Origin of the sequence: Actinocatenispora thailandica, from assembly GCF_016865425.1 — a bacterium.
GTDB lineage: Bacteria > Actinomycetota > Actinomycetes > Mycobacteriales > Micromonosporaceae > Actinocatenispora > Actinocatenispora thailandica.
This window is the reverse complement of record NZ_AP023355.1, coordinates 4,281,812-4,308,652: the sequence shown is the minus strand read 5'-3', so window position 1 is coordinate 4,308,652 and position 26,841 is coordinate 4,281,812. Positions and strand designations below refer to the sequence as shown.

Below are 26,841 nucleotides of genomic sequence, written 5' to 3'. Positions count from 1 at the left end.
CACTGTGAGATTCTTTGGCCTTCCTTAAGACTCTGGCCTGCTGCTAGCGTTCGCGCGGTTTGTGACCGCTCCTGCCCCCTCCGGGAGATCGCATGACGTTTCGGCTGCCCAAAAACGGTTCCCGCATCGTATGGCAACGCCTGTCCCGGCCCGTCTCGGCGCGGCTGGCCGCTGCCCGAGCAGGGATCGGCTCGCGGCCGATGGTGTGGCTGGCGGTGGTGGTGATGACCGCGGCCACCCTGGTCGCGCCCGCCGCCGACCACGCCCTGACCGCCCCGTCCGCGCCGCAGGCGCACGACGTCCCCTCGGTGCACACCAAGCCGGTCACCTTCCACCCGGTCAAGCAGAAACACCTCCCGGCCTGGCATGCCACCACGACGAAGTGGCCGTCGGGTACCGCCGTGGTCCCGGTCTCGCTGCACGCCGGCGCTGCCGCCCGCCGCGCCGGTCACCTGCCGGTATGGGTCGGCCCACCGGCCAGTCGCCGGGCGAAGACCGCTTCGCATCAGCAGGCGCCGTCGAAGGTGCGGGTGCACGTCGCGCCACGGCACACCGCGACCGCCGCCGGCGTAACCGGTGCGCTGGCCACCGTCTCCCGCGACGACGGGAAGTCGTCCGCGGGCCAGGTGCAGGTGTCGATCGGCTACGCCGGCTTCCAAGACGCCTACGGCGCCGACTGGGCATCACGCCTGCGGCTGGTGGCCCTGCCCGGATGTGCCGCCACAACCCCGAACACCGCGTCGTGCCAGCACCAGACCCCGGTTCCGTTCACCGTCGACACAAAGACCAAGCGGCTGACCGCGACCGTCACCCTGTCTACGGGCGGCGACTCCTCCCACACAGGGCCGGCGGGGTCTAGCTCGGTCGAGGGGGTTGCGGCGGCGCCGATGGCGGTGGTGGCGGCGACCTCGACGACCAGCGGTGGCGGAGGGGACTACAGCGCCACCTCGCTCAAACCGTCCGGATCGTGGCAGGCCGGCGGATCCACCGACGCGTTCTCCTGGTCGTATCCCATCGACGTACCCGACGTGCCGGGCGGGCTGTCGCCGAGCGTGAGCCTCACCTACGATTCGCAGTCGCAGGACGGGCTGACCTCCTCGACCAACAACCAGGCATCCTGGATCGGTGACGGCTGGACCTACAGCCCCGGTTTCGTCGAACGCTCCTACGCCTCCTGCCACGACAACCCAGCCGGTGCGACGAAGACGTTCGACAAGTGCTGGCCTGACGACAAGAGGATCACTCTGTCGTTGAACGGATCCAGCACGCAGCTGGTGCGGGATGACGCCACCGGCGACTGGCATGCGGCCTCGGATGGCAACGAGAAGATCGAGCACTTGACCGGCGCCACCAACGGCGCGCACGGCGGGGAGTACTGGCGGATCACCACCGACGACGGCACCCAGTACTACTTCGGCAAAAACCAGCTGCCCGGCTACGCCTCCGGCGACACCGCCACCGACTCGGTGTTCACCGAACCCGTCTACGCCACCAAGTCCGGGCAGCCGTGTTACAACGCGACGTTCTCCTCCTCGTGGTGCCAGCAGGCCTACCGGTGGAACCTCGACTACGTCGTGGACACCCACCACGACACGATCGCCTACTTCTACAACACGCACACCAACTACTACGCCCGCGACTTGGGCTCGACCGCCAACACCAGCTACATCCGCTCCGGGCAGCTGACGAAAATCTGGTACGGGCAGCGCGACGGCGCCGTCTACTCCACCTCGCCGGCCGCCGAGGTGCTGTTTTCGACCAACGGACGGTGCAACACCTCCGCCGACGGCTGCGACCCGTCAACCCTGACCAGCTCGACCGCGTCGGACTGGCCGGATGTTCCCTACGACCTGCACTGCACCAACGGCAGTTCCTGCTCGTCGCAGGCGCCGTCGTTCTGGTCCGAGCGGATGCTCACCGGCATCACAACCAAGGTGCTCGTCGGAAGTACGGAGACCACCGTCGACTCCTGGAGTCTCAAGCACAGTTTCCCGACTACCGGCGACAAGACCACACCATCGGTGTGGTTGGACTCGATCACCCACACCGGTCATGACACCTCGGCCGGCGGGTCGAGCTCGTCGATCAGCCTGCCGACGGTGACCTTCGCCGGTACGGCACTGTCCAACCGGGTCGACGTGACCGACGGGTACCCGCCCATCACCCGGCACCGGATGGCCTCGATCGTCACCGAAACCGGCGAGAAGATCTCGGTCAACTACTCCACCGCCCTGACCCCCGCCGACGAGCCCAGCGACCCGGCCCACAACACCACCCTGGCCTACCCCGACTACTGGACCCGGCCCGGACAGACCAGCCCGACCATCGACTGGTTCAACAAGTACATCGTCACCCACGTCACCGAACACGACCCCTACGGCGGATCAGCCAACGACGACATCGTCACCACCTACACCCCCGTGGGCGGCGGCGCCTGGCACTACAACGACAACCCGATCACCCCGTCGTCGCGGCGCACCTGGGACCAGTGGCGCGGATACGGCGGAATGACCGTGTCGACCGGCACCGCCCCCGACCCGATCACGAAAACCACCACCACCTACCTGCGCGGGATGGACGGCGACACCCTCCCCAACAGTGGCACCCGCTCCGTCACGGTGACGGACAGCCGCGGTGATACCTACACCGACCACAACCAGTACGCCGGGTCGAGCCTGGAAACCCGCGTGTTCAACGGTTCGGACCTGGTCACCGACACCATCACCAACCCCTGGACCTCGGCCGCGACCGCCACCCACGTGCTGTCCGGGCTGCCGGACCTGCACGCCTACCACGTCGGATCCGCAGGCAAGCGCGTCTACACGCCGCTGGCCTCCGGCTCCACCCGGGAGACCAAGACCGTCGACGGCCACGATTCCTACGGCCGTATCACCACCGTCGACGACCACGGCGACACCTCCACCACCGCCGACGACCTGTGCACCACCACCAGCTACGCCGACAACACCACCGCCTGGATTTTGGACGCGGCCAAGGAAGTCTCCACCGTCTCGGTCGCCTGCGGGACGACACCGACCCTGCCAGACGACGCCGTCTCCGACGTGCGCAGCTTCTACGACGGGGCCACCACTTACGGCACCGCCCCCACCATCGGTGATGTGACCCAGACCCAACAGGTCACTGGCTACGCCGACACCGCACCGACCTGGACCACCATCGCCAGCACCACCGTCGACGAGTACGGGCGAGCGCTGACCGCCAGCGACGCCGACAACCGCACCACCAAGAGCACCTACACGCCGGCCACCGGTGCGGCGCCAACATCGACGACCGTCACCGACCCGAAGGGGTTTGCCACCACCACCAGCTACGACCCGCTTCGTGGGCTGCCGCTGTCACGTACCGACCCCGCCGGCTATCTGACGAAGAAGCAATACGACGCTTTGGGTCGGCTGACCGGGGTGTGGCTGCCTGGCCGCACGACCACTCCAAACACCAAGTACAGCTACACGGTGACCAACACGGGCCCGTCGGCCGTGGACACCTACACCATCAACCAGGACGGCACCTACCGGCGGTCGGAAACCCTCTACGACAGCCTGTTGCGCGCCCGGGAGACCCAGACGCAGACCCCGGACAACGGCGCCGACATCACCGACACCATCTACAACACCGACGGGTGGGTGTCCGAGACCGCCGGGCCGTACTACAGCCCGGACGCCGTGAGCCCGACGATGGTGCAGGCCCAGCCCGGCGACATCGCCTCCGAAACCGGCTACACCTACGACGGCGCCGGTCGCACAACCGCCGCGATCGCCTACAGCCACGCCACCGAAACCTGGCGCACCACCTACACCTACGGCGGCAACTTCATCACCACCGTGCCGCCTCCCGGCGCGACCGCCACCACCACGGTCACTGACGCCCGCGGTAACACCACCAACCTGATCGAGTACCACGCCGGTGCCGCCGCCGACTACCTCAACGACACGCCGGCCGACTATGACGACACCCGCTACACCTACACCCCGGCCGGGCAGCTCGCCTCGCTGACCAACCCGGCCGGTAACAGCTGGACCTGGAAGTACAACCTGCTCGGGCAGCAGACCGACGCCACCGACCCGGACACCGGCCACAGCGTCCGTGCCTACGACACCGCCGGGCAGCTGCTGTCCACCACAGATGCCCGCGGCAAGCAGACCACCTTCACCTACGACCTGGACGGCCGCAAGACCGGCGAGTACGACACGACCAGCACCCAGACGCTGTCGACGTCCAACCAGCTGGCCGGCTGGACCTACGACACGGTCAAGAAGGGCCTGCCCACCTCGGTCACCTCCTACTCCGGCGGCGACACCCTGACCAGCACGGTGCGCACCTACAACCAGTTCGGAAAGATCGGCGCGCAAACCATCTCCGTTACCGGCGAGGGCACCAGCCTCATACCGTCGGGCGGGCTGACCTTTTCCTACGGCTACTCCACCACCGGGCTACCCACCGGCCACTACGACCCCGCCGGCGGCGGGCTCCCGGCTGAGAACATCACCATCGGCTACGACAATCTCGACCAGCCCGACGCGCTCACCGGCACCATCGGCAACATCGCCACCCACTACGTCATGGCCGTGGGCTATAACGAGCTCGGTCAGCCCCTGCAATACACCATGGACGGCGGCACCAACAGCACCGTGTGGGCCACCCTGGCCTACGACAACCAGACCCACGCCCTGACCGGAGTGCGCACCACCGACTCCACCTTCTCCGGCGACGTCGACAACCTCACCTACACGTACGGCAACAGCACCGTGTCGAAGGGCGCCGGGCTGGTCACCAAGATCGTCGACAAGCAGGACGCCGCCACCAGCGTCGACACCCAATGCTTCACCTACGACTACGCTCAGCGGCTCTCGGCGGCTTGGACCGCCACCGACGATTGTGCCGCAGCCCCCAGCGCAAGCGACTGGGACTGCCCCGAGTTTGTTTGACACTCGGGGTTGGCGGGTGTCAGGCCGCGTGTGTGGTGGTGTAGATGGTCTCAAACTCGATCGGGGTCAGTCGTCCGAGGCGGGTTTGACGGCGACGCCGGTGATAGGTGGCTTCGATCCAGGTGACGATCGCGAGCTTCAGCTGGTGGCGGGTGGTCCAGCGGCGGCGGTTGAGGACGTTCTTTTGCAGCAGGGCGAAGAACGATTCCATGGCGGCGTTGTCGCCGCAGGCACCGACCCGTCCCATCGATCCGGTCAGCCCGGCCTGGTGCAGTGTGGTGACGTATTTCCGGGACCGGAATTGGCTGCCCCGGTCGGAATGTACGATCGTGCCACCTGGTTCGCGCACCGCGACGGCGTGCTGCAGCGCGGCGACGGCCAGGTCAGAGGTCATCCGGGAGTCGATGGAGTAGCCGACGATCCGGTTGGACCACAGGTCCTTGATCGCGCACAGATACAGCTTGCCTTCGGCGGTGGGGTGTTCGGTGATGTCGGTCAACCACACCCTGTTCGGTGCCGAGGCGGTGAAGTTCCGGCCACCTCCAGGACGCTTGAGCAGATCGTCATGCACCGGTGGCCCCGGCCTACGGCCCAGCTCCCGCTTGCGGGAGTGAGTCGAGAAGATCCGCTGGTCGCGGCACAGCCGCCAGACCCGGTTGTCGGAGGCGTGGTGGCCGGCGGCACGTAGTTCGTCGGCAACCAGCCGGTATCCGAACTCCGGATCGTCGGCATGGGCATCGATCGCGGCGTTGGTCAGATACGCATCCTGCACGTCGCGCTGGGACACCGGCTCGGCCAGCCACTGGTAGTAGGCCTGCCGGGAGAAGCCCAGCACCCGACACGTCACCGCGACCGGCACCCGGACAGGGGCGTCGGCCGCGGCCAGGTCACGGACGAGCGGGTAGGTCATTTTGGGTTGATGTCCCGGGCCAGATAGGCAGCGGCCCGGCGCAGGACCTCGTTTTCCTGCTCCAACAGCCGGATCCGCTTCTTCGCCTCACGCAGCTGTTCGGACTCCTCGCGGGTCACTCCCGGACGTTGGCCGTCTTCCACGTCCGCGGCACGCAGCCAGTTGGACAAGCACGACTCGGAGATCCCGAAGTCTTTCGCGATCTGCGTCAACGGCGCGCCGCCGGCACGGGCGACGGCGACCACATTGTCCCGAAACTCACGGGGATAGGGCTTGGGCACAGCAAACATCCTTCCAGCAAGGCCAGCAGCCTCACAGATCAGGTGTCAACCAAACCCTGGGCAGTCCCACTCGACGATGGTGGGCGGTCCGGAGCCCTACTGGCAGTCCTGGAGTTTCAACGCCGCCGGGAACCGCGCTACACAGACCGACCACGACACCACCGGCCAGACGACCGGCGACACGACCACCAGTTACACCTACCCCACCCAGGGCTCGGCCGCCGATCAGCCCGACACACTGGCATCCACCTCGGCCACCGGCCCCGACGCGAGCACCCAGACCGGCTCCTACGCCTACGATGCGGCCGGCAACACCACCTCGGTCATCGGTGGCGCCCACGGCGACCAGACACTGACCTGGAACAGCCTTGACCAACTCGCCACCGACACCACCGGCGCCGGGCAAACCAGCTACGTCTACGACGCCGACGGCAACCTTGCCGTACGACGGGACCCCGGCACCACCACCCTGTTCATCGGGGACGAACAACTCACCCTCAACACCACCACCGGCGCTGTGACCGGCAGCCGCTACTACAGCATCAACGACACCACCGTCGCCGTCCGCACCTCGGCCAGCACCTGGTACGAACTGATCCCCGATCGGCAAGGCACCGACCAACTCGCCATCAACGACAACGGCCAAGCCGTCACCCGCCGCCAATACAAGCCGTTCGGCGAGGCTCGCGGTGTCACGCCCGGCGCCTGGCCCGGCGACAATGGCTACGTCGCCGGCACTCCCGACGCCACCACCGGCCTGGACAACCTCGGCGCCCGCCAATACGACCCCACCACCGGCCGATTCCTCTCCCCAGACCCGCTCCTAGAAGCCGGCGACCCCACCCAGCTCGGCGGCTACGACTACGCCGGCAACAACCCCACCACCCACAGCGACCCCAGCGGCCTCGAAATACTCAACGAAGGCGGCGGAGGTGGTGGCGACTACATCGACAAGAGCGGCGACGACTTCGGCAGAGACGACTCCGACGAACGCAGCCGCGACGACGCTGGTGAACGCGCCGGCGAAGATCCGCCCGAAAGCTGGGAAGCAGAACAAGGCCGTTACTACGACAGTGCGACCGAAGATTTCAAGGAACGACAACTCTGGGAAAACGATCCAAGCAACCAGACCAGCGAGCACGGCGGCGGCGACACCAGAAAACCCAGGTACCCCACTAGCGACGACGGCGCGCACGCCGACACCGGAAGCGAGTCCACCGACACGTACGACGCCAGGGCCGCCGAGCACGCCCAAGAAGTCCGAGAAGCCCAAGAACTAAATGAACACCTCAGTGATCTCGATGCAAACGACGCCAACGAGGCGAGCGCTGAGGACGGGCAGCAGCCCGGAACTGAAGCGGACAGCCCTCCAGCGAGCAATCCCAGACAAGCGCGGGATAGCAATGGCCGATTCAAGACCAATCCCGAAAAGGTCAATGGAGCTAATCGGTATGGGCGTGTTAAACTCAGGGCAGACACGAAGGGTAAAATTCAGGCGAAAGCTCCCAAAGATAGCTCCGGAAACTACATCGATCCCAACACTGGGCAATCTGTCCCTAAGACGGGTCCATTTCATTACGGACACAAGCCGGGATATGAGTTCTGGCGAAACAGGGAAATGGCCGAGAGTGACAATTGGACTCGGGATGAATTCATTGAGTATGAGAACGATCCCGAACATTATCAGATTGAGGATCCCGCGAATAATATGAGCCACAAATATGAGCAGCCATAGCGACAAGCTGGGCCGAGGGGCGCTGCATTACGCAAGTCTCGAGGGAGCGACCAGCGAACTGCGGTCCCTCCTCGCATCGCACGTCGACCCTGACAGCCCAGATCGAGACGGATTTACACCGCTGCATCTTGCCGCACAAGAGCATCAAGTGGAGGCGGCGCGACTGCTCCTCGATGCTGGCGCGGACGTAAATTTGACGAACAAGTACGGCAACGGCCCTCTATTTGTGGCAGTATTCAATTCGAAAGGCCGAGGTGAGCTTATTTCACTTCTTCGATCACGTGGTGCAGATCCATTCCTTGTTAACAGATCAGGTCAGACGCCCGTGGGGCTGGCCAGACTTATAGCCAACTATGATGTCGCGCGGTATTTTGAGGATCTCCCTTGAATTTTCTCGCGGGATCGTTCCGAGCCGTTCCGGAGTCTGTTGGTAATTGAACAAGATCGGCCTCGTGTGCGATTATGTAGATCGCCGAGGCGGCTCCAGGTTCTCCCGCTCCAGTTGCGCGTTCCGATCCGCATCAACGCTCGTGGTGCCCGCACGGTCTCCGGCGTCGATCTCCGCGCGTTTATATGACAGGCCCGGTGGCGGTCTCGAGGAGGGCGACGGCGGCGGCCCGGGCGGCCCGGGACGCGCCGGCGGCGTCGTGGTCCATCCGGGCCGACACGCTCGTACCGTCGTAGATGACGTGCAGCTGGTGCGCGACCGCCTCCGGGTCGGCCACACCGGCCTTCGCCGCCAGCTCGGCGAACACGCCGCGCAGCCACGCCCGGTACCGGTCGGTCTCCCGCTCGACCACGCCGCCGCGCGGCGACTCGGCGCTGGCCGCCACGAACGGGCAGCCGTTGAAGCCGGGTGCGGCGTAGGTCTCGGCCTGCGAGTCGAAGATCGCCAGGATCTGGTCGCGCGGTGTGTCGTGCCGGGCGACCGCGGCGCCGACGCGGTCGACGATGCGCGCGTGCCGGCCGGCCAGGTACGACCGGACCAGCTCGTCCTTGCTGCCGAACGTGCTGTACAGCGAGGCCTTGGCGACGCCGGCCCGCTCGATGATCCGGTCGATACCGACGGTGTGCACGCCCTCGGCGTAGAACAGCTCGTTCGCCGCGGCGAGCAGCCGCTCCCGCGGCGGCGTCGGTCGACGGCGGCGCTACGGGGAGTGTTGTCGGGGGCCATGCCTTCTATTGCCAGCGGCCCCTCGAGAAGGGGACTGCGATGTTGCTCAAGCCGCAGGAGGAACGCCCGGCGGCGGGAGACGTAGCAACGGTCCTGAAGCGCGCCAGGCGCGGAGCACACCGGAGCACGCGGCTGGCTGAGCGCCGGGTCCATGGGACGTCGGGGGCGGTGTTGCGGCCGGTCACGGCGACGGGGCCGGGCAGTCGACTTCATTGGCGGTTGGGCCGGCGTGGTGCTCCGTTGATGCTCCGACCGCGTGACTCCACCATGCATCAACCGCCGCCAAGTGACTCCAGCGATCGCTAGGGGCACCGAGCCGGCCGGCTGGAACCGGCGACCGGCACACACGGCGTCGGTGCTGGTCGGGGACGGTTTGGGGGCTCATCCCAATCGGGGGTGTAGTTGGGGTCTGAACCCGCCGGTCTCGAGTAGTGATCGTGCGATGTAGTTGGTCAGGTTGCGGAAGCCGAGGGCGGAGCCGCGGAGGTGTTCGAGTCTGCCGTTGAGCGCTTCGGTCGGTCCGTTGCTGGTTCGGGGATGGTTGAAGTAGGCCAGCACGTCGTCGGCGCGCTTCTTGAGGGTTCGGCCGAGCGTGATCAGCTCGGTCAGTGCCTTCGGGACGCCGGTGGACAGGTCGGTGATCAGCGTGGCCATCAGCTCGTGGCCACGGCGGCGGTCTTCGTGCCGGTAGGCGGCGATCATGCGCTGGTAGATGCCCCAGGTCGCCTCGACCTGGACATGGTGGTCGTCGGCGAACAGGTCGCTCAGCCTGGTGACCTGCTTGTCGGTGAGCAGTCCGGGGGACTGCCCAGGGTTTGGTTGACGCCTGACCTGTGAGGCTGTTGGCCTTGCTGGAAGGATGTTTGCTGTGCCCAAGCCCTATCCCCGCGAGTTTCGGGACAACGTGGTCGCGGTCGCCCGTGCCGGCGGCGCGCCGCTGACGCAGATCGCGAAGGACTTCGGGATCTCGGAGTCGTGTCTGTCCAACTGGCTGAAAGCGGCCGATGTTGCCGACGGCAACCGGCCCGGCGTGACCCGCGAGGAGTCGCAGGAGCTGCGGGAGCTCAAGCGCCGCAACCGGCTGCTGGAGCAGGAGAACGAGGTCCTGCGGCGTGCGGCTGCCTATCTGGCCCGGGACATCAACCCAAAATGATCTACCCGCTCGTCCGAGAGTTGGCCGCGGCCGGCGCCCCTGTTCGGGTGCCGGTCGCGGTGACGTGTCGGGTGCTGGGCTTCTCCCGGCAGGGCTACTACCAGTGGGTGCGTGAGCCGGTCTCGCAGCGTGACTACCAGGATGCGTGGCTGACCAACGCCGCACTCGATGCGCACGCCGATGACCCGGAGTTCGGCTACCGGCTGGTCGCCGACCAGCTCCGCGCCGCCGGCCACCACGCCAGCGACAACCGGGTATGGCGGCTGTGCCGCGACCAGCGGATCATCTGCGCCCACTCGGTCAAACGCGGTCTGGGCCGCAGGCCCGGTCCGCCGGTGCATGACGACCTGATCAAACGGCCAGGCGGCGGCAGGGACTTCACCGCTGCGGCACCCAACAGGGTGTGGCTGACCGATATCACCGAGCATCCCACCGCCGAGGGCAAGCTGTATCTGTGCGCGATCAAGGACCTGTGGTCCAACCGGATCGTGGCTACTCCATCGACTCTCGGATGACCTCTGAGCTGGCGGTCGCCGCGCTGCGGCACGCCATCGGGCTGCGTTGCCCGGACCACACGATTGTGCATTCCGATCGCGGCAGCCAGTTCCGGTCCCGGAAATACGTCACCACGCTGCACCAGGCCGGGCTGACCGGGTCGATGGGACGGGTCGGTGCCTGCGGCGACAACGCCGCGATGGAGTCGTTCTTCGCGCTGCTGCAGAAGAACGTGCTCAACCGCCGCCGCTGGGCCACCCGTCACCAGCTGAGGCTGGCGATCGTGACCTGGATCGAAGCCACCTACCACCGCCGGCGTCGTCAAGCCCGCCTCGGCCGGCTGACCCCGATCGAGTTTGAGACCATCTACACCACCGCACACGCGGCCTGACACCCATCAACCCCGAGTGTCAACCAAACTCGGGGCAGTCCCCTGCGCAGCTGTGCCCTTCGGTGAAGGGACAATCTGCGTGCCTGCCACGTTCAGTAATTCTGCCCGAGGGCGGCGAGAGTGGTTTCGGCTCGCGGCCGTGTGGTACTGGGCCGCAACAATGGCGGTCATGACGAGTCACTCATCCTGCACGGTGGTCGCCTACCACTGCCCCGCCCCGGAGTTGGCTGCGGTACACGTTGTCCTGGTGGCTGACCCGTCCACATCGTCCTTGGCTCTGCGCTACGGGCTGCCTGGTGGGGCTGTGACCACGGACGACGTGACGCCCGGCGACGCGGCCGGGCTTCTGTGCGATCAGACCGGGTTGCGGGTGGTGTCAGAGCGGCTACATGCGTGTCGTCTACGGCCCGGGGGGACGGGGCCAACTCATCTCTACGGGGTGGAGATGACCGATCAGGAGATGTTGTACCTGTTGCATCATGACGATGCCGCGGGACCAATGACCGCGGTCGCGGTCCGGCGGTTCGACATCCTGGCCGGCGGCGCTGACACCGACTTGCTGACCTTCGGGATCATCGCCGATGTCGTATTCTCACAGTTCGGCGCTGAGAGTCGCTCGGTACACGACCCGGAGGCGGGTCACCGCGACGCGGGCAACGACATGCGCCTGCTGCAGCGTCAGCAGGAGCTCACCCAGTTCGGCTGGCCGCGCCGGTTCGACATGATCATGATCCCACTGCTGGATGAGGATGAAGGAGACTCTCGCGTGGTGCTGGAGGCCACCTCCGTCCAGAACCGCTACGCGGTTGAACAGTTCGCCCACCAGTTCCGACGAGAAACCCGCTATGACTTTGCGCCCTTCAACGCCACCGATGAGGACGCGCATGGCGTGTTGCTCCTGGCTCGACGCTTCCGCGCTACCTTCCCTATCGCCGCCGGGGCGGCCGGGTTCACGGTGGATGACGACGGCGAGTGGTGCATGAACTGGATATGGGTGCATCCCTACGAACGCGGTGACGAGCTGATCGACCGAGCATGGGATGAACTGGAAGTACGCTACGGGCAGTTCCGGATCGAACCACCCTACTCGCCAGCCATGGAGTCGTTCCTGAGGCGCCGGGCCATCACCCCAGACCGCGCCCCGCACCTACCGGAGATGTCCCGCCAAGGCGGCCAGCAGACGACGCTGTAAGGGAGTGCCCGGAACTTTGTGGGTTGGGCGGGTGACGCCTTCTATTTCAATTATGCGGTCGCCGTAGTTGGTTGAGTGCGGTCTTCCAGCCGCTGGCTCTACCAGTCACGTTGACCCGGTCGGATTTCCAGTCGCGGATGAACCAGATACAGCACCCTCAACGCGGCCTGTTCGTGGCCGAAGCGCCGGCGCCGGCGGGGTGGCCTGCCGCAGGCAAGCCGATCGTCCGGCCACTTGCCTGGTAAGGATCAGATCACCGCTGTGCATGATGTCCGGCAGGTTGCGGGACGTGCAAGATGCACCTCAGGCGGCCCGAGCGTGCTGTGGCTTCGTCGCCGGGTCAGCTGCAGGCTTCGCCGGGTAATCCAAGGTCGCGAGCGTCGCGGTCTCTCCCTGGTGAGAGTTCAGAATGGCTGCGAGGACGGCCCGGCGCCCAGAGGTCAAGAAAAGGGCGCCGGAAACCTGCTGCTGCAAGCAAATTACGCTGCATGGAGTTGGTTGTCACTGGTGTCGTTTGCTGCCATCTTGATGACTTGCGCGATGTTCTCCATCAGCGATTCCGCCTCGTTTAAGGTGAGATGGAAACCTCTCATCTCGCCCTCGCCAAGATGCAACCGTGCATCACGCTCTCGCTCGTGCTGCATGAGATGGATCCTGATCTCGGTCGGATCGCTTTCTCTCATGTCTTCAGTCCGAAGTGTTACTGACAAGTTGTTGCTGTAGTGGTAACGATCTTCGGGGCGATCGCCGTCCTGGTGGATGGTCGTGCACCACGCACGACAGGGTCCGGCCTGCCAAAAGGCCCGGTCAGCTTCCCCTGTACGGCGTTCACGACTACCACGCTGGATCCCCGCCAACCATCCCTCTGTCCAACGGTCGGTCTGCTGATCGCTCATTCTGTCCCTCCTGAAGTGATCCGTACTTACAGAAAAGACAACGAGCAAGATGCTTGATCGTTGAAATGGGAGGATGTCGGAAATCTGACATCGCCACGACATTATGATAGGCGCGCGACTTCGAATGCAATCAATTGTGGAGCTCGGTGATCGACGAGATCTACTGTTTGATCGATTTTGCTGCACTGTGAGCAATTGGTTCATGTGCGGCAGAACGGGGTCGAGGCGCGGTTTCGCGGAGCACAGAAGCCAGTTCATCCTCGAGCGCGGTGGTCACAGTTGCCCAGGTGTGTTGGGCGCCGCCGGTGAGGGACCAGTAGCTGTGCCAGTGGCGGACGACCCGGCTGAGGCCGAGATCGGCGACGCCGCTTGGGACGGTGCGGAGGAGGCGGCGGATGGCGTTGCCGGGGCCGTGGGAGGCGGGGTGGATGCCGTTCGCGAGGGCGAGGGTGGCGGTGCGGAGGGCGTCGAGCGTGGCCGGGTCGTGGTGGTGGGCGAAGGGGCCGTGGAGCAGGTCGGTCCAGGGTTGTCGGGTGATGGTCCAGCGGAGGCGTTCAAGGCCGGAGCCCAGGTCGGTGGCGAGGTGGTCGGGGTTGGCGGTGTTCCAAAGCAGTACGGTGTCGCCGATCGGGATGGTGGCGTGGCTGATGTGCAGGGTGATGCCGCTGACGGGTCCGCGGGTCCAGGTGCTGGTGCGGCCGGTGATGTCGATGTGGCGGGCGTGGATGCCGAGACTGGACAGGATGCTGAGCCAGCCGTCGATGATCTCGGCGTGTTCGGTGACGTCGTGGATGGGTTGGACGCGGGAGACGTTGACGAACGAGGTGGCGAACCCGTCGAACAGCTGGCCCTGCTGGTCACGTTTGCCGGTGAAGCGGATGACCGGCTGCGGGAGGTAGCCCTGCCCGTAGGTGTAGGGCTTGGCGTGCTTGAGGTAGGGGTCGAGGGCCTGGACGGCGGAGATGGTGAAGTCGGTGTCGCGGCCCCAGCGCAGCGGCAACGGCGGAACCCGGGGTACACCTTGACGCGCGAACCCCGCTTCGAGGCGTTCCAGCAGCTCGGGCCAGTCCGGTGGGCGGCGGGGCGGCCGGTAGGGCGAGCCCGCATCCTGGTGGTGGATGTGGAAGCGATCGCCGTCGGTGTCGATGTTCCAGCGCGGCCCGAAGGTCTTGCGGAGGGCGGGTAGCAGCTCGCCGGCGAAGTCGGGGGTCATGGCCGCGAGGCGAGCGCCTGGAAGTGTCGGTCCGGGTCGAAGCGTGCCTGACCGGTGTCCTGGACGGTGCGAGGATCCAAGGGGATGGCGTCCTCGATCGCGTCGGCGAGGGCGTGTGCTGCTTCGGCGTCGGTGGTTTCCGGGGTGACGGTGGCGATGCGGCCGGTTTTGGGGCACAGGGCGGCGTCGGCGCAGGTACCGGGTCGCCAGGTCAGCGCGGCGACCGGGGTCCCGGCGCGCAGCGCTTCGCCGAAGACCGCGGCGCCGGCTTCGACGTAGTCGCGGGCACACGTGTACACGAACACGGAACCGTGCGCGAACGCGGCGGTCTTCGCTGCCCCGCCGAGTTCCCCGACCATCTCGACATGGTCGGCCGCGAACACGTCGCGATGCTCGTCGACGTACCCGGGGTCGAAGATCGGTCCGACGATGCGGATCCGGCGGCCCAACAGCCCGGCTGCCTGGGCGGCGAGGTGCGGCGCCTTCTGCCGGTCGATGCGGCCCAGCCACACCAGGTCGGTGCCGGTGACGGCGGCGGGTTCCTGCTCGCCGTGGCCCAGGTGCACCGCGAGCTCGGGCGCGGGGTGATGCGCGACGTAGCGGGCGGACATCTCCGGGCTGTAGCAGTACAGCCGCCGCTGGCGCCCGTTGAAGGCGTCGGCGGCGTGCTGGAATCGCGGGTCGTGTTGGAAGGTGGCCACGTCGCAGCCGAGCCGGTCGGCGACCTCGCGCCAGCGCGGCAGCGACGGGTACTCGTGTCCGACGATCAGTAGGTCGTAGCGGTCGGCGCGCAGCCCGGCCACTGTGGCGCCGTGCGGGTCGAGGTCTTCCAGCCGGTACGGGCGGACGGTCCAGCCGTGGAGGTCGGTGCGCCACTGGGGGCCGAGCAGGTGCACGTCGGCGCCGGAGCGTCGGGCTCCGATCGCGACCGCCCACAGCCATCGTTCGATGCCGCCGTATCCGGCGGGCGGGAAGTCGTAGGCGGAGGGGAAGTCGCAGACGCCGACGAGCATGAGCTACTCCTGGGGTGTCCCATCGGGTTGGATGACCCGGAAACCGGTGTGGTGGGCGAGTGTTTCGGGCAGCACGACCGAGCCGTCCTGGCGCTGGTGCTGTTCGAGTACGGCGGCCAGGGTGCGGCCGATCGGCAGGCCGGAGCCGTTGAGGGTGGCGACGAAGCGGCGCTTGCCGTCGGCGTCGCGGGTGCGGATGTTCGCGCGGCGGCCCTGGAAGGTGCCGCAGTCGGAGACCGAGGAGATCTCCCGGTAGCGGCTCTGGCCGGGCAGCCAGACCTCCAGGTCGTAGGTGAGCTGCGCGGAGAAGCCCATGTCCCCGGCCGGCAGCAGCACCACCCGGTAGGCGAGGTCGAGGGCGGCCAGGCAGGCTTCGGCGTGTTCGACCATCGCCGCCAGCTGCACCTGGGAGTCCTCGGGCTGGCACAGCCGCACCATCTCGACCTTGGCGAACTGGTGCAGCCGGATCAGGCCGCGGGTGTCGCGGCCGTACGAGCCGGCTTCGGAGCGGTAGCAGGGGGTCTGCGCGGTGAAGGCGAGCGGGAGCTTCGCGGGGTCGATGATCTCGCCGGCGTGCAGGTTGGTCAGCGGTACCTCGGCGGTGGGTACGAGGTAGAGGTCGCGGTCGCCGGTACGGGTCTTGAACAGGTCCTCTTCGAACTTCGGTAGCTGCCCGGTGCCGGTCATCGTCTCGCGGGTGACCAGGGTGGGCACCGAGTACTCGGTGTAGCCGTGCTGGCGGGTGTGCAGGTCGAGGAACAGGGTCGCCAGCGCGCGTTCCAACGCGGCGCCGGCGCCGCGGGCGACGCTGAACCGGGGGCCAGACAGCTTGGTGGCGCGGCCGAAGTCCAGGATGCCCATCGCCTCACCAAGCGAGACGTGGTCCTTGGGCTCGAACGGGAACGCCGGGGGAGTGCCGTGCCGGCGGACCTCGACGGCGAACTCGTCGGAGTCGCCGTCGGGCGCCTTGTCCAGCGGCAGGTTCGGTACCGACAGCAGCAGCTCGCGCAGCTCGGCGTTGAGGCGCTCCTGTTCCTCTTCCCGGTCGCGGATCTCTTCCTTCAGCTGCCGCGCCCGGTCCTTGAGCTCGGTGGCGTCGCCGCCGGCGCGGGCGACCTGGGGGACCTGTTTGGCGACCTGGTTGGATTCCGCGCGCATCTCGTCGACCGACTGGATGGTCTTGTTGCGCCGAGACAGCAGATCCTCCAGCGCGGACACGTCGAGGGTGTAGCCGCGGCGGGCGAGCCGGCGCACGGCGTCGGTCTCGGCGTCCAGCAGCGCGCGTGGATCATGCATGAGCGTCCTCTTCCTCCGGATGCGCGGATGTCGGGCCGAAGGTATCAAGCTGGCCCGGCTCTCTCACCGGCAGTAACGAGGAGTCGGCCGGGCAGGCTGCGAGTTCGCCGAGGAGGCGGTCGAGTACCTGGGTCAGGTCATGGTCGGAATAGAGGCGCGGGGTCGCATAGAGCGCTTCGGGGAAGCACACGTGGCCGTCCAGGCGCCTGGCGGCGAGCACGGACAACAGCAGGCCATGGGTAACCACCAGCCGGGGGCCGGGTAGCTGGAGGCAACGCCGTAGCCCCCGCAGCATCCGGGTGAGCGCTTCGTGTTGCGACTCTCCGGCGCCGGCCGGCCTGGCGTGTGGGCCATGGCTGGTCAGCCAGCGGGCGTAGGCGGTGAACGGTCCGCCTTCGAACTCGCCGTAGTCGATCTCGCCGAGGCTGGGGTCGACCTGGATGTCGGGCGGCCGGTCCGCAGTCAGCAGCCGTGCCGTTTGGATGGCGCGGGGGAAGGGGCTGCTTACGCACGAGGCGAGGGTCTGGGGCGGCAGCGTGTCGCGCGCCTCGCGGCACTGGACACGGCCCGTACGGTCGAGATAAACCGGGATCTGCGGATCGCCGTTGACGCGGTAGCTGGCGCTGTAGGCGGTGCGGCCGTGGCGCAGCACGTAGGTCACCATGACGCGCCCTGCCGGTCGTAGTCGGCCACCTCGTGCATGACCGCGGCCATCACCGGCGCGCGACGATCGCCGCTGTCGCGGTAGTAGAGCAGCCCGTCGACGCACAGCAGCAGACACCACGGAACGAGTTCGGCAAGCGGGAGCCGGCTTGCGTCCGCCGCCAGATGCAGTCGGGAGACGGTGTGCCGGCCCAGCCGGTAGTAGACGGTCCAGAACGCCCAGTCGAACGCCGGCGTGCCGACCATCGGCAGCGGATCGAGGAACACCGGCTGCCCGGATGCGGAGAACGGCACGTTGTCCTGGTACAGGTCGCCATGCAGCAGCACCGGCGACGAACCAGTGGAGGCGGTGCGATCAATCGTGGTCAGGTACTGCGGCGGGATGTCGGCGCCGAGGCTGCGGCGCCGATGGATGCGGGGCCGTACCGTGTCGTCGATGTATTGGCGCAGTCGCGGCAGATGCTCTGGGACCGGGCTATCGTGATGCAGGGCGGCCAGTGACGCGGCCACCGCCTGCTCCTCCTGTGCTGGGCGGAGTGCGCCGCCCGGCCGGCCACCAACCAGTGCCATCGCCGCTATGTGCAGGTCCGGCGCGGTAGCGAACAAGCGTGGCGCGGCCGGCGCCCAAGCGCGTAACGCGGCGAGCTCACGGACGTAGCGTTGCGGGCTGTACCACGCCTTGACGATCACGGGCTGGCCGCGCAGCGAACCGACCGCCAGCACCGACGCGCAGCCGGCATCGTGATAGCGAGACAACTGCACACCCCAGCGCCGCACCGCCTCGGCCAGCATGCCGGGCACGGCTCCCAGCCACGGCCGCACCGCCATGCCGTAGTGGTCCAGGAGCCGGCGGCGGCACCCGGCCGGCACCGACCCCAGGGTGGCGGCGTCCATCAGCTCAGCACCAGATCGGTGGTGAGGATGCGGCGGGTCAGCGCCGGGAAGTCGTCCAGCACGTCGAACACCTCGGCGTGCACCTTCTCCGCCAGCACCTCGGCGGCGGTCAGCCGTACCAGGATCCGCCACGGCCGGGCCAGCCGCAGCCCGGTCGCGCTGACCAGATGCACCTCGGCGTACCCGCCGGTGGCCTCGTGCAGTCGTTGCGCGATCTGCCGCGCGGCCAGGTTGTACAGTTTCCCGACGTGGTAGACGGGGTTCTTGCCGTTGGCGCCCTCCACGTTCATCGGCCGCAGCGGCGTGATCAAACCGTTGACCCGGTTACCGCGCCCAACCACACCCTCGTCGCCGGACTCGATCGAGCTGCCGGTATGCGTCAGATACAGCTCGTCTCGGTCCGGCACGTCGCGCACGTTGAGCCGGAACCGCGCCTCCAGCTGCGGCCACCGGGACGAGGCCCAGCGCCGGCACTCGGCCAGGATCCTCTGCTTGTTGGCCAGGTACTGGCCGAGATCAGCAACGTGCGCGGACAGCTGCGGCACGCACAGCACGATGTCGAGCACATCGCGCGCCGCGTACCCCATCAACTTGACGTCCGAGCCACACCACGGGTGGTCCTGCCGGAACCCGTTCGGCCCGGACAGGTGGTCGACCAGGTCACGGATGAACGTCTCGTACGGGCTCTCCGGCGCCCAGCCGGTGCCCAGCGACGTGTCGTTGGCCAGCAGCACCCGCCGCTCCCGCAGGTCCTCCAGGGATCGGGGCGCGAACCAGGACGAGCGCTCCGGCGCGACTCCGCCGTCGGTGACCACGGCGCCCGGGCTGGGATTGTTCGTGATGTTCAGTTCGATGCGCAGGTTGGCGTCCAGCATTGGCAGCCGCTCGTGGAAGAATGCCTTCGTCGCCGCGACGACCATCTCGTCCACCGGGATCAGCTCGCCGCCGCAGATTCCGGTGGCGCGGCCGTTCACCAGCACGCGGACCGGCTGGAGCATCCGCCCCGACCCGTACCGAACCTCGGAACGGCCGCCGAGCAGGGCAAGCTTGTCGAAGTTGTGGTGCAGCACCCCACCGAAGTGCTCCATCGTGTAGGTGCTGTACTCCCGCGACAGGCGCTCGGCCAGATGATCGGCCAGCGTGTCCGGATGTCCCCAGCCCTTACGTTCCACGATCGTGAGATCGGTCGGCTCCGGGATACCGGACTCGACGACCACACAACTGCCACCCACGTCGTCCTGCGAACGGATCATGGTCCCGCCTCATCTCGTCGGCTGAAACTGAAACCATTGACCCATCGGCAATGCCACCCACACCAGACGACCGATGCGGACGACCCGGTTGTCCGCATCCCGGCACGCATCAGATACGGCTTGGCCTGCAATGGAAGTCAGCAGCAGAGACAGTGGTTGGGCGGAGCAAGCCGGGCCACCATGACGGCCATATTTGACCCTGAGAGCCGGCTCGTCACTGCTTGACGATCACTGGGCGTAGGTTTCCCTCTTATCTGGCTCTTCCCAGATGGGGGTGTAGGGATCACGGCGTGGCGGTCCTCGGATAGGCGTCGAGGTCTCCCGAGGATGGAAGTTCTCACGCTCGCCATCTGGAAGACCTCGACGTGTCTGACGCTACTCGCGGGGTGGGCTTTGCCTGTCCCGACCTGACCACGTTCTGCCGACTCGACGAACTCGGCCTTGTCGTGACCGGGCAACGCCTGGAACCTGATCGTGCGGTGCTTGCGTGCCGAGTCGTGGCTGCCGATCAGGGGTGCCGCCGCTGTGGCGGTGAAGGGATTGGGCGTGACACCGTGATCCGCCGTCTCGCGCACGAACCGCTCGGCTGGCGCCCCACGGTCCTTGAGGTCGCCGTGCGCCGCTACCGCTGCGCCGGCTGCGGGCACGTGTGGCGACAAGACACCACCCGGGCCGCGAAGCCGCGGGCGAAGCTGTCACGGCGTGGGCTGCGGTGGGCGCTGGAGGGCATCGTGGTGCAGCACCTGACCGTCGCCCGCATCGCTGAAGCGTTGGACGTTGCCTGGGACACTGCCAACGACGCCGTCCTGGCCGAGGGCAAGCGCGTGCTGATCGACGACCCGGCCCGCTTCGAGGGCGTGAAGGTCATTGGCGTCGATGAACACGTGTGGCGACACCACACCAGGCGCGGCGACAAGTACGTGACCGTGATCATCGATCTCACCCCGATCCGTGACGGCACCGGCACGGCGAGGCTGCTGGACATGGTCGCCGGCCGCTCCAAACAGGTGTTCGCCTCCTGGCTCGCCGAGCGTGAACAGACCTGGCGCGACGCCGTGGAGGTTGTCGCGATGGACGGCTTCACCCGGCTTTTTTCAAGACCGCGACCACAGAACAGCTTCCCGACGCCGCTGCGGTCATGGACCCGTTCCACGTCGTGCGCCTGGCCGGAGACGCCATGGACCAGTGCCGCCGCCGCGTCCAGCAGAGCATCCACGGCCACCGCGGCCGCACAGGCGACCCGCATCGCGCCGGTCGAGGTCGCTGGATCCCGACGCGCCTTCACCGCCATCCGCGTCGCCCGCTCACGCAACTCGTCCGGATACTTCTTCGGTGCAGCCATGCTGATGAACCCTCCCAGGCTTCGATGTCTACAACTACACCCTCAAACCGGATGAGCCTCCTCTTATCTGTCGGGCAGCAGCTGGCAGCTGGCGAGCGCCGTCTGCGGCAGGAGGATAAGGAGGGTCGGCCCTGCGGCCGCCCTCGCCTCCGCTCGACGCGTCCTGACTATGTGCCGCGCTCGGGAGTGAAGCCGGCGGCGCGGTGGCACGACTACCTGGTGGCAAGTGAGTGGACACGTACGTAGCTCCGAAATCGGGGCCGGGCTCGGGGAGCGTGGGTGGTCGCACCGGTATGTCGGGAGCTCTCTCCTAGCGTAGCCTCGCAGGGAAGTGACGAAAGGTGGGGGCGTGGCAGCGGATGGCAATAAGTTCGGCTCCATCGGCATTTTCAATCCGCGTCTGAGCGATGTCTTTGGCCTCGTAATCAGGCAAGACGAAGTGGACTTCGTCGTCCCCCATCTTCGCGAGGACCTCCCGCTCTACCTAGACCCGTTCCTGCTCTGGAAGTCTGATGACCAGGAGTACCGACGGCTTCACGCCGCCCTGCTCAGCTTTGTAGACGAGGTCCGCAAGCACGCCGTCGAAGGACGGGGAACGCGAGCGAGCATGCTCTTGTCAGAGGTCAGTGAGCCGGTCGAGCTCGGGCTGGGCTATGCCTCCGGGACCAAGCGGGGTTCAGCGCTCGGCTCCGGCACTATCGAAGGCATTGTCCGTACGTTCCAGCAGGTTCCGCAGCTCCAAGCCGCTGGTCTAGATCACCTAGAGGTCCTCGCTCTGCTCGTGCCCGGCATCGCCGAGGACCGCATCAGCGACCTGACCGCCTCGGTCATCAAGCGCTGGCTCTCCAAGTTCACGGAGCGCCGCTGCGAGGACTGGGGCATCCCAATGGCCCGCCACACGCTTCTGACCTGGGACGCCGCAGTGCTCGACTGGCGACCGTTCGACGCGCGTCTTCCGTACAACCCCTCCGACGGTTCGCCGGTCCTGCTCGCGCCACTGAACCTGCTCCGCAGGCTGCCTTGGATCAACTACGGCGACTACTATCGCACCGCCTATGCGCCGCTCGTGCTTCCGCCGGCCCGCGCAGGCAAGATCATCGCCAAGCCAGACGTGCTCGCCTACAACCGCGCGCACTTCGACACGGTCCGCAGCTACGTCGCGGAGCGGGAGGCCGCAGCGGGTGTGTGCGGCCCCGACCCGCTCTTCACGCCGCTCAAACTCGCGACCGTCAAGAAGAAGGTTTCGGACATCAAGGCGCTGCCGACTGGCCGTGAGAACGGAGCCGACAAGAAGTTCGAGGAGCTCGCGTTCGATGTCCTGTCCTCTGTGCTCTACCCCGAGCTCGACCTCGCGGGCCAGCAGGAACGAACGATCAGTGGTGCTCACATTCGAGACATCATCTTCCATAATGACGGCAAGACACCGTTCTTGACTGATCTCCGGGACCAGTACGGCGCGCGCCAGCTCGTCTTTGAGCTCAAGAACGTTGCAGCGATCGATACGGAGCACGTCAACCAGCTCTACCGCTACCTAGATGATGAGGACATGGGCCGCCTCGGGGCCCTTGTCGCGCGCAACCCGCCGAAGACCAGCGTCCAGCGCAACATCGTCGATCTGCACTCGTCCAAGCGCTGCGCGGTCCTGTGCCTGGACGACTCTGACCTCGATCTCATGGTCGCTCTGCTCGAATCCGGACGGCGCCCCATCGAGGTTCTGCGCAAGAAGCACGTCGAGTTCACCCGCCGGCTCCCGAAGTAGGAGAAAACCATGCCCCGCCGCAACAAGGCGAATGACGGCTCCTCGCCGTCGCCAACTGACGAGCAGGCAGCGACCTATGACCGGCTTGTTCCGATGCTGGAGGCCGCTCACCGCGAGATGACCGAGCTGTCCAAAAAGAAGCAGGATGGCGTCGTCAACGCTCTCAAGATCAAGATGCTCAACCGTCTCCTCGGGGAACTCAGCAAGGTCATTGAGAAGGACCCCAGCTATGCCTTCGTCGATATCCTCGACGAGGAGACCCTTCCGCAGAACAGCGACGCCGTCCTCATCCTCAGTCAATGGCAGGCAGCGCTTAAGCAGTACAAGGACCGCCACTACGGCCACGACTCGTCAACGTACGGGAACCGGTGGTTCACGGTGGAGAACCCCAGACCCAACTAAGCTGAAGTCCGCCGCGCCCTCCAACTCTCGACTTCTTCCTTTCTGACAAGGTCCCTCCGAGATGGGGACCGCTATTGGCTGGATCTCTGCCTGCACCAGCCCGGCGACGCCCATGGTCCAGCTGGCTGCATCCCTACGCTCACATCTCGCGTCCGCCGGCCGTGCGGCAGGTCGACCGTCATCTGGGGCTGGGCTCCGGGATCAGCGCCGCCGGCCCTCGCCATCAATCTGAAACCCTGCTGGGTGTGCCTGGGCGCTGTGATGGCGATGGGCATCCCCACCGTCGGGCTGGAAGCACCCAGCGACGGTGGTACCGGAGTCGCCGCCGTCTGGCGGCCCGAACGGCTCGACATGCCCTTCTCGCAGGTACCGCGGTTGATCGGTGGCGTACGCCGTTGCGACTGTCGGACCCAGTTCGTCCACTGTGCCGCGACCGCAACAGGAGCCGGCCCTCGCCGCTGGGAGCAAGGACTGGCCGATCTTGCCGACTGATCCAGGTGCCGATCATTCAGCGCCGCTGCTCATCGCGTTGGTGTGGGGTGCAGACCCGTGCAAGTGCCCCGTTGTAGCGGCAGGTAACCGTTCTTCTGGAGGAGTTGTCCGGGCCGCGCTTGCGCACAAGCTACGGCCCGAGCATCTCCAGATGTGTCGAGAAGCTGTCGACGAGGTTGTCGAGTACGGCCCCGCCCTTCTCGACGGTTCCCAGTGATGGGCGTCCAATGACGCCGCTCGTGGTGTAGCTACGCATGCCGAGGGTTGTCAGGTATGGGCGATCGTTGGCGATGTGATCGACGTCGTCGGGGCCGCTGCGGATGAGCTCAGGGAAGGCGTGTAGCAGCAGCGGGGGTTCGATCTCGCGGGCGTGCATGTCTTCATGCATGCTGCTCTCCAGGTGGGCCGCCGCACGTGCCTGCTCCCAGTCATGCCGGGCGGGGAACAGCGACATCTTCGGGCTCTCGACGTTGTTTCAGCACGATGTTGTCGAGTACGTGGTTGCCGCCGTGCCCGTTGACGATCACGAGCTTCTGAATGGCCGATCGGGAGAGAGTCGAAGATGTCGTCGATGACCAGGCTCAGCGGTACGGGCCCGGATGCTGACCGTCCCGGGCCAGCCGACATGCTCATTGGAGCACGCGATGGTGACCGGCGGCAGGAGTAGGACGTCGTATGTCTCGGCCACCGCTTGGGCTGATGGCACAGGCCGCCACGGTGTCGGTGATCAGCGGCAGCCGCGACCCGTGCTGTTCGAAACTCCCCACCGGCAGTACACGGTCACGGTCGCCACCCGCGCGGCCTCATCGGTGGTGGCCGTGGTCATCAGATTCATCCAGCACTCCTCCTCGTGCTTGTGGGCCGCGTTCGCCGGGACTGCGTGCCATCCAGGGGCCACCGTGGACACTGACGGTGAGGATGTAGGTCAGCGCCTCGCGCGGAATGAACCGCCAGCTTGTCGGCTACGTCGTGTCAGCGCCTGGTTGGAAGGCGGTCCAAGGCGTGGGGTCGCCGGCGCGGATCGCGTCGAAACGCTGACGCAGCATGCGGCGATGGCGTTCACTGGTCGCCGCGCGGCGAAGCGGGCCGGTGAGCTGGACCAGGTCGCGCATGTGGAGCAGGGACGCGAACCCGGGCCAGTTCGACAGGTCGTAGCCGTACTCCGTAGCGAAGGCGGCGGACCAGGCGGCGCCTCGTCCGTAGCGGGTCGCGGCGTGCCAGGTGGGGATCAGGTCGATCTCTCGTGGGCCCCAGGCCAGCCAGTCCCAGTCGCCCAGCAGGTAGCCGTCGTGGCCGCGCAGCAGGTTGCCGGCCCAGGCGTCGCCGTGGATCAGCCCCTGATCGAGGGGATAGTCCAGGTTGTAGCAGTCGTCGCGGACGCGGTTGACCTCGTCGAGGAGCCAGCGTCGTTCGTCGGAGGTCAGCGGGGCATTGATGGTGCGGTCGTGAAGTGCGGTGTCCAGGGACGCGAGCGGTACCCAGGTATCCAGGGTCGCCGGCGGCGCCTGGTTGATGTGATGCAGCCGGCGCAGCAGCCCGGCGAGGTCTGCCGAGCTGGGATCCGGGGCCGGGCTGGGCTGCGGGTAGTACCGCCAGAAGGTGACCGTAGCGGCCTTGTCTTCAACGGGACCGATGTCTGCTGGCCTGGTGGCGGGGAAACCCTGCTCGGTCGCCAGCCAGCGGGTGATGCACTGCGTCGCGCGGAGCCGGTCGCCGACATCGTCGCCGGGGGTGAGCCGGGCGACGAGGTCGGCCGCCGGCAGGTGGAACACCGCGTTGCTGGAATGGTGGAGCAGCCGCGCGCCGTCGGCCGAGACACCACGGAGGGCGCAAGCGTTGCGGAGCGTCGTGTCGAGGTCGACGGCGGCTGGCGCTATGGCCTGGTCAGGATGCGGCACCGAGCACGCTCTCCATCTCGCTGTCGAGTTGCTCGACGGCGGGTCGGGAACGGTGGGCGCGAAGCTGAGCCCGGACCGCGTGCAGGATGTTGACCGTCCGCGGGCTCGCGAGCGTCGCAGCCACCGGAACGGCCGCGCGCAGGACCTCGCACGCTTGGTCGATGTCCGCGGTGTGGTTGCCGGCGCCGCCACCCGGCAGGTATGAGGAGGCGAGGGTGGCGGTCGCCAGGGCCAGGCGCCGTTGCATGCCCGCCGAGGACGCGAGGACGGCGGGCGCGAACCGCTGCACGTCAGCGTGTCGTCCCAACTCGCCCGCGGCGTACATGAACTCCGCGGCGAGTTGTTCGGAGGTGAAGAACGTGACCCAGGACGGTTCCTCGTCGGTGGCCGCGGTCAGGGCCCGTTCCGCGCGGGTCATGGCCTGGCCGCACGAGCCGCCGTCGCCGAGCAGCGCGTGTGCGCGGGCTTCCAGGGCGCAGCAGCGGGCCATCGACAGCGACGATCCGCAGTCGCGTGCGGTGCGTTGGCCGGCTCGGGCCAGCGCCAGCGCTTCGCGTCCGTCGCCCATGTACTGGGCCTGCATGGACATGTCGGCCAGGATGTGCGCGCCGATGCTGCGGTCGCCGCTGTCTCTCGCCAGCCGCAGCGCCTGGATGTAGTAGCGCTGCGCCAGTCCGGGTCGGCGGCAGTCGAAGGCCATGAACCCGCCGATGTCGCACAGCCGCGCGGTAGCCGCCAGAAGCTGGGTGCCGATGCGTTGGCTGTAGCTGCCCTTGAGCATCGGCAGTACCGCGGTGTTCAGGTAGTGCGCGAGCGTCGTGCGGGCATGGCCGCCGCCGAGCTGGTGATCGAGGTTGGCGAAGGTGCCGCACATCGACCAGACGACGTCCACCTCGGCCGCGCCCACCCGCCGGCCGTCGGCGCGCGTCGGGTTCGGTTCGGTCCAGGCGGCGAGCCAGTCGCGGGCGGGTGCGGCGAACGCGGCGGCCGACCAGGCCGCGCCGATCACCACTTTGCGCCGTTCCACGTCCGCCCTCCACAGTTGACCAGCGACCTCCACCGTATCGGCCAGATCGGATGACCACGCAAGGCCAACCTCGGACAGTACGACGGAGACTGCGTTGCGATCATGCTGGGCGTCGACGCTGGCCCGCGGGTCCAGGCGCTGCAGCGCACCGCCGGTCTGCAGGACGTCGTCGCATCGGCGGGCCAGGTCCGGCGGCGGTGTGCGTTCGGCCTTCTCGACCTTGCCGATCAGCGAGCCGCTGTGCAACGTCAAGCGGCCGAGCTGCTGCTGGGACAGCCCGCGCAGTTGTCGCCAGTGCCGAAGCTGCGCGCCGAAGTAGTCCGCCGCCGAACGCGACGGAACCAGGTGGCGGGGCGCTTGACCCATCGGCGCGCTCCTCAGCTCACCCGGGCACGACGCCGGGCGCGGTCTGACAC

At 67.1% G+C, this 26,841-nt stretch carries 19 protein-coding genes and 3 pseudogenes; 8 read left to right on the top strand and 14 right to left on the bottom strand.

Features of this window, described 5'->3' with window-relative positions; genetic code table 11:
* The first annotated feature begins 200 nt into the window (after positions 1-200).
* Entirely contained in the window at positions 201-4,946 is a 4,746-nt protein-coding gene (locus tag Athai_RS19170) for an RHS repeat domain-containing protein (protein WP_203962763.1), read from the top strand.
* Positions 4,947-4,965: 19 nt separating this feature from the next.
* Here Athai_RS19170 and Athai_RS19165 read toward each other — a convergent pair.
* Positions 4,966-6,137 (bottom strand): IS3 family transposase gene (locus Athai_RS19165; RefSeq protein WP_239156759.1). Its coding sequence is split into 2 segments (ribosomal slippage): positions 4,966-5,867 and positions 5,867-6,137, totalling 1,173 coding nucleotides; the frame shifts between segments, so codons are not numbered across the junction.
* A gap of 76 nt (positions 6,138-6,213) precedes the next feature.
* Between Athai_RS19165 and Athai_RS19160 the strand changes: the two genes are divergently transcribed.
* Both Athai_RS19160 and Athai_RS35315 read left to right on the top strand, forming a co-directional pair.
* A complete protein-coding gene (locus Athai_RS19160; protein ID WP_203962762.1) occupies positions 6,214-7,872 on the top strand; it encodes a GH-E family nuclease in 1,659 nt (552 codons plus the stop codon).
* A complete protein-coding gene (locus tag Athai_RS35315; protein ID WP_203962761.1) occupies positions 7,859-8,260 on the top strand; it encodes an ankyrin repeat domain-containing protein in 402 nt (133 codons plus the stop codon). Before Athai_RS19160 ends, Athai_RS35315 begins: the two co-directional genes overlap by 14 nt.
* A 181-nt stretch (positions 8,261-8,441) precedes the next feature.
* On the opposite strand, the gene Athai_RS19150 is transcribed toward Athai_RS35315, so the two are convergent.
* The gene (locus Athai_RS19150) at positions 8,442-8,987 is read right to left on the bottom strand and encodes a TetR/AcrR family transcriptional regulator (RefSeq protein WP_203965922.1); all 546 of its coding nucleotides are present in this window, start codon (positions 8,985-8,987) and stop codon (positions 8,442-8,444) included.
* 440 nt (positions 8,988-9,427) lie between these two features.
* Positions 9,428-9,841, bottom strand: a pseudogene (locus Athai_RS19145) (transposase); the annotation flags it as partial.
* Between the two features lie 73 nt (positions 9,842-9,914).
* Between Athai_RS19145 and Athai_RS19140 the strand changes: the two are divergent.
* Positions 9,915-11,085 (top strand): annotated as a pseudogene (locus tag Athai_RS19140) (IS3 family transposase).
* Positions 11,086-11,530: 445 nt separating this feature from the next.
* Entirely contained in the window at positions 11,531-12,277 is a 747-nt protein-coding gene (locus Athai_RS19135) for a hypothetical protein (protein ID WP_203962760.1), read from the top strand.
* 479 nt (positions 12,278-12,756) lie between these two features.
* Here Athai_RS19135 and Athai_RS19130 read toward each other — a convergent pair whose 3' ends face one another.
* From Athai_RS19130 to Athai_RS19100, 7 genes are all read right to left on the bottom strand, one after another.
* The gene (locus Athai_RS19130) at positions 12,757-13,173 is read right to left on the bottom strand and encodes a DUF6907 domain-containing protein (protein WP_203962759.1); all 417 of its coding nucleotides are present in this window, start codon (positions 13,171-13,173) and stop codon (positions 12,757-12,759) included.
* Positions 13,174-13,333: 160 nt separating this feature from the next.
* Positions 13,334-14,386: a hypothetical protein gene (locus Athai_RS19125; RefSeq protein ID WP_203962758.1), complete on the bottom strand. Its 1,053-nt coding sequence runs from the start codon at positions 14,384-14,386 to the stop codon at positions 13,334-13,336.
* Positions 14,383-15,399 carry a glycosyltransferase family protein gene (locus tag Athai_RS19120; RefSeq protein ID WP_203962757.1) on the bottom strand — a complete coding sequence of 339 codons (1,017 nt, stop codon included), beginning with the start codon at positions 15,397-15,399 and terminating at the stop codon, positions 14,383-14,385. The genes Athai_RS19125 and Athai_RS19120 overlap by 4 nt, the downstream gene beginning before the upstream one ends.
* A gap of 3 nt (positions 15,400-15,402) precedes the next feature.
* Positions 15,403-16,695, bottom strand: a complete 1,293-nt coding sequence (gene serS, locus Athai_RS19115) for a serine--tRNA ligase (RefSeq protein ID WP_203962756.1) — start codon at positions 16,693-16,695, stop codon at positions 15,403-15,405.
* Positions 16,688-17,359 carry a histidine phosphatase family protein gene (locus Athai_RS19110; protein WP_203962755.1) on the bottom strand — a complete coding sequence of 224 codons (672 nt, stop codon included), beginning with the start codon at positions 17,357-17,359 and terminating at the stop codon, positions 16,688-16,690. The genes serS and Athai_RS19110 overlap by 8 nt, the downstream gene beginning before the upstream one ends.
* On the bottom strand, positions 17,353-18,252 hold the full coding sequence (locus Athai_RS19105; protein WP_203962754.1) for a fructosamine kinase family protein: 900 nt from the start codon (positions 18,250-18,252) through the stop codon (positions 17,353-17,355). The genes Athai_RS19110 and Athai_RS19105 overlap by 7 nt, the downstream gene beginning before the upstream one ends.
* Complete coding sequence (locus Athai_RS19100; protein ID WP_203962753.1) at positions 18,252-19,505, bottom strand: methionine adenosyltransferase; 1,254 nt, start codon at positions 19,503-19,505, stop codon at positions 18,252-18,254. The genes Athai_RS19105 and Athai_RS19100 overlap by 1 nt, the downstream gene beginning before the upstream one ends.
* Positions 19,506-19,870: 365 nt before the next feature.
* Between Athai_RS19100 and Athai_RS19095 the strand changes: the two are divergent.
* The 3 genes and pseudogenes from Athai_RS19095 to Athai_RS19085 all read left to right on the top strand — a co-directional run.
* Positions 19,871-20,748: pseudogene (locus tag Athai_RS19095) on the top strand (ISL3 family transposase); the annotation flags it as partial.
* Positions 20,749-21,196: 448 nt separating this feature from the next.
* Entirely contained in the window at positions 21,197-22,606 is a 1,410-nt protein-coding gene (locus Athai_RS19090; RefSeq protein ID WP_203962752.1) for a hypothetical protein, read from the top strand.
* Positions 22,607-22,615: 9 nt separating this feature from the next.
* Positions 22,616-23,008 (top strand): hypothetical protein, encoded by a 393-nt coding sequence (locus Athai_RS19085; protein ID WP_203962751.1) that lies wholly within the window; start codon positions 22,616-22,618, stop codon positions 23,006-23,008.
* 622 nt (positions 23,009-23,630) lie between these two features.
* On the opposite strand, the gene Athai_RS34240 is transcribed toward Athai_RS19085, so the two are convergent.
* From Athai_RS34240 to Athai_RS19070, 4 genes are all read right to left on the bottom strand, one after another.
* A complete protein-coding gene (locus tag Athai_RS34240; RefSeq protein WP_239157030.1) occupies positions 23,631-23,954 on the bottom strand; it encodes a creatininase family protein in 324 nt (107 codons plus the stop codon).
* 175 nt (positions 23,955-24,129) lie between these two features.
* The gene (locus Athai_RS34235) at positions 24,130-24,267 is read right to left on the bottom strand and encodes a creatininase family protein (protein ID WP_239157029.1); all 138 of its coding nucleotides are present in this window, start codon (positions 24,265-24,267) and stop codon (positions 24,130-24,132) included.
* Between the two features lie 195 nt (positions 24,268-24,462).
* On the bottom strand, positions 24,463-25,398 hold the full coding sequence (locus tag Athai_RS19075) for an aminoglycoside phosphotransferase family protein (protein WP_203962750.1): 936 nt from the start codon (positions 25,396-25,398) through the stop codon (positions 24,463-24,465).
* Positions 25,385-26,791 carry a helix-turn-helix domain-containing protein gene (locus Athai_RS19070; protein WP_203962749.1) on the bottom strand — a complete coding sequence of 469 codons (1,407 nt, stop codon included), beginning with the start codon at positions 26,789-26,791 and terminating at the stop codon, positions 25,385-25,387. The genes Athai_RS19075 and Athai_RS19070 overlap by 14 nt, the downstream gene beginning before the upstream one ends.
* Between the last annotated feature and the right edge of the window lie 50 nt (positions 26,792-26,841).